This window comes from Ensifer sp., from assembly GCF_035999135.1.
In the GTDB taxonomy this organism is placed as follows: domain Bacteria; phylum Pseudomonadota; class Alphaproteobacteria; order Rhizobiales; family Rhizobiaceae; genus Ensifer.
The window spans coordinates 1-3724 of sequence record NZ_DASYGZ010000087.1; the positions used below are offsets into that span (position 1 = coordinate 1).

General features: G+C 61.8%; 3 protein-coding genes. All 3 read right to left on the reverse strand.

Annotated elements, in window-relative coordinates; genetic code table 11:
• Window positions 1-162: 162 nt before the first annotated feature.
• The 3 genes from VGO12_RS10540 to chvI all read right to left on the reverse strand — a co-directional run bounded on the left by VGO12_RS10540 (window position 163) and on the right by chvI (window position 3340).
• Entirely contained in the window at window positions 163-621 is a 459-nt protein-coding gene (locus tag VGO12_RS10540) for an HPr kinase/phosphorylase (protein ID WP_327512697.1), read from the reverse strand.
• Complete coding sequence (locus tag VGO12_RS10545; RefSeq protein ID WP_327512699.1) at window positions 618-2348, reverse strand: sensor histidine kinase; 1731 nt, start codon at window positions 2346-2348, stop codon at window positions 618-620. The genes VGO12_RS10540 and VGO12_RS10545 overlap by 4 nt, the downstream gene beginning before the upstream one ends.
• Before the next feature lie 266 nt (window positions 2349-2614).
• Window positions 2615-3340 (reverse strand): two-component system response regulator ChvI, encoded by a 726-nt coding sequence (gene chvI, locus VGO12_RS10550; protein ID WP_327512698.1) that lies wholly within the window; start codon window positions 3338-3340, stop codon window positions 2615-2617.
• Between the last annotated feature and the right edge of the window lie 384 nt (window positions 3341-3724).

Sequence of the window (3724 nt, forward strand, 5' to 3'; positions counted from 1 at the left end):
GATCATGGGTATCTTCGCTCCAACTGCACACGCAATTCACTGATGGCCAGATATCGCAATGCAGCAATTTCGTCCACCTGTTGGGGAGGGCATCTTGGCAAGGAAAAGGCGAAGTGCAAGCCAAAAATGCCGAAAATCCAGCCGCGCTGACCGTAAATCGGGCTAGGAACTCAGTTTTTCAGCAAGCAATGCTCGCAGAATGTCCAGTACTGCCCCCTCATTTTCAACGGGAACGCGAACTATTGGCAGTGCTCGCCCTAGTAGCAAGGATAATGTCTCCTCTTCGGGGGGCAGCCGCGGTTCGCAGGGAAGTCTCACCGGGAGCATCGCGTAGTCGAGAACCGCCGCTGGAGCGGTCCTGACGGTGCCGATCCCGCAACCGCGGATTTCGATCAGGCCCTTTATGGAAGGCGGGCAGCGGGCGATAATCCGGCCGCCTTCAAGCGTCAGGTCGACGCGATCGTCCGCGACCAGTGCCGCGAACGATCCCTCCCGTCGCGCCGCAGCGATGCAGGCAAGGGCCAGCCTTGATTTGCCGCTGCCGGAAGGGCCGGTGATGAGGAAGCCGCGCGTTCCAAGCACGATCGCAGTGCCATGGACATTGGCGCGAGCGGTGGTCACGCGTGCGGCTCGGCAGGAAGTGCCAGGATGAACCGCGCGCCGCTGATGCGACCGTCCGGGGCGATGATGTTCTCCGCCTTCAGGGTGCCGCCATGCGCCTCGGCGATCTGCCGGGAGATAGACAGGCCGAGGCCGGAGTTCTGGCCGAAATCCTCGCCTTCCGGGCGGTCGGTGTAGAAGCGCTCGAAAATGCGGTCGATGTCTTCCGCCTGGATGCCCGGACCGTTGTCCTCGATATAGACGAGGCAGCGCGAGCGCGAGCGGGTGAGCCGTACGACGATCCGGCCGCCGTCTTCGGGCACGAAGGAACGGGCGTTTTCGATCAGGTTGGTGATGATCTGGCCAATACGCAGCTCGTAACCGCTGACGGCAAAGCGCGCCTTCGGACTGTCCTTGCGGTCGATGACGAAATCGAGCAGCACCAATTTCTTCTTGCTGCGCACCTGGCGCGAAATATCGACGAGGTCGCCGAGGAGCTTTTCAAGGTCGATGACCTTGGCATCGCTGCGGGCAAGCTCGGCATCGAGGCGCGAAGCGTCGGAGATGTCGCTGATCAGGCGATCGAGACGGCGCACGTCGTGCTGGATGACGTCCATCAGCCGCTTTTTCGATTCGTCCGTGCGCGCCAGCGGTAGCGTTTCGACCGCGCTACGCAAGGAGGTGAGGGGGTTCTTCAGCTCGTGGCTGACGTCGGCGGCGAAATTCTCGATCGCCGCGATCCGGTCGTACAGCGCCGTCGTCATTTCGCGCAGCGCCACCGAGAGGTTGCCGATTTCGTCCTGGCGCGAGGAGAAATCAGGGATTTCCTCGCGTTCCTTGGCACCCCCGCGGCGAACGCGCACGGCTGCCGCCGCAAGGCGGCGCAGCGGGTTGGCGATCGTCGACGACAGGAGCAGCGACAGGATGATGTTGACGAGCGCTGCCACGCCGAACACGCGGATGATGGCGAGACGCTCGGCCTGGACGATCTTGTCGATGTCGCCGGCCTGCGTCGAAAGCAGGAGAACGCCGAGCACGGCTCGAAAGCGCTGCACGGGCACGGCCACTGACACGATGAGTTCGCCCTTTTCCGTCACGCGTTCGACATAGCCGCGTACGCCGGTTAGCGCGTTGGTGACCTCCGGATAGATCGCGCCGTTGCCGCCGGGCGGCTCCTTGTAGAGCGGCAGGTTGCCGGGCTGCAGCAGCTTGTTCAGCCAGCTGTTGAGCTTTTCGCCGATTCCGGTCGTTTCCGGCTCGATCGGCGGCAGATCGAAGCGCAGCACCTGGCCGCCGCTATAGAGATGGCGGGAATCGAGCAAAAGGTCTGCATCGGCGTCGAACAGGCGGGCGCGGGTGCGCGTCGGCGAGATCAGGCGCCGGAGAACCGGGGCGACGCGCTCCTGGATGATCGGAAAGTCGAGATCCTCGTCGCTCGGCAGCGGCGTGATGCTCTGGCCGGCCTGCAGTTCGAGCAGTTTTTCGGGATCGATGGTGATCGAGTTGGTGTCGACCGAGGCCGACGCCGAGATCGCGCCGGCGATGATTTCGCCCTGGGTCAGCAGGCTTTCGACGCGGGCATCGATCAGTCCCTCGCGGAACTGGTTGAGATACATGATGCCGCCGACCAGAACGACGAGCGCCACCAGGTTGAAGAAGACGATGCGGCGCGTCAGGCTCGAAAAGACGGCATTGCCGAACAGCCGGCGGATGAGCGTGAAGGGATGCGCCCAGCGGCGCTGGCCCATCTGTGCCTGCGCACGTCCGTCAAGATCTTCGATGTCGCCCTGCAAGACTTCTACCAAATGTCCCGCTCCCGCGCGGACTGCCCTTCACGTTCCGTTCGATTGCGACGGCGCCGCGGTCTGTGCCCAAGGCGTCGTCGTTCTCTTCCATGCTTCCGGTCAAAAGACGGCGGAGATCGCAACGGGCCTCAGAGGAGGCCATCCGGCCATGCTCACCATCGCGCCGTTTCTGAATGCGCCACAATGGGCGCGATGGCAAGCCCCGCGGATCAGGCGGTTTCGCGGAACCGGTAGCCGACGCCGTACAGCGTCTCGATCATGTCGAAGTCGTTGTCGACCATTTTGAACTTCTTGCGCAGCCGCTTGATGTGGCTGTCGATCGTGCGGTCGTCGACGTACACCTGCTCGTCATAGGCCGCATCCATCAGCGCGTCGCGGCTTTTGACCACGCCGGGACGCTGGGCCAAGGAATGAAGGATCAGGAACTCGGTGACGGTCAGCGTCACGGCTTCGTTCTTCCAGGTGCAGGTGTGGCGCTCCTGGTCCATGACCAGCTGGCCACGCTCGAGCGAGCGCGACGGGGCGTCCGATGCCTTGCTTGCGGGGGTCGGATTGGCGGCAGCAGCTTCGCGGTTCGCCGCGCGGCGCAGGATCGCCTTGACGCGCTCGACCAGCAGGCGCTGGGAGAAGGGTTTGGTGATGAAGTCGTCGGCGCCCATCTTCAGGCCGAAGAGTTCGTCGATCTCCTCGTCCTTGGAGGTGAGGAAGATAACGGGCAGGTCGGACTTCTGCCGAAGGCGGCGCAAAAGTTCCATGCCGTCCATGCGCGGCATCTTGATGTCGAAGATCGCGAGCTGCGGCGGCCGGGCGAGTAGCCCCTCGAGCGCGGAAGCGCCATCGGTGTAGGTCTCGACCTTGTAACCCTCTGCCTCCAGGGCAATGGATACGGACGTCAGGATATTCCGGTCATCATCGACAAGCGCGATGGTCTGCATCGTGTTCAACTCCGTCTTTTGAGGTGCCGGCTCCGTCCCCGAAACGCCGGCATTCGCGAGTCACCGTGCGTTAGTGAGTATAAAGGTGGAACAAATTGTGGCGAAGCGCAAAAACCACCAGTCCTCTCCGCAGGATAGCGGCTCTAAGATGGGGCGTGATCCGGTGCATTTCAACCGATTAAAAAAACGATAATTTTCTTTAAATCGATTAATATACTGAAATCATTATTCTTTTTTTGACGCCGCCTTGTTTTTGAGCGAGCATGCAAGTAAGGTCCGGCGAAATTCAACGCCAATGGCCAAACACGAAGGAAGCTTGACCATGGAGCAACTCGGCACTCGCAATCTGGCGAACGGCTTGGAAAAACTCGGCTTTACCGACCT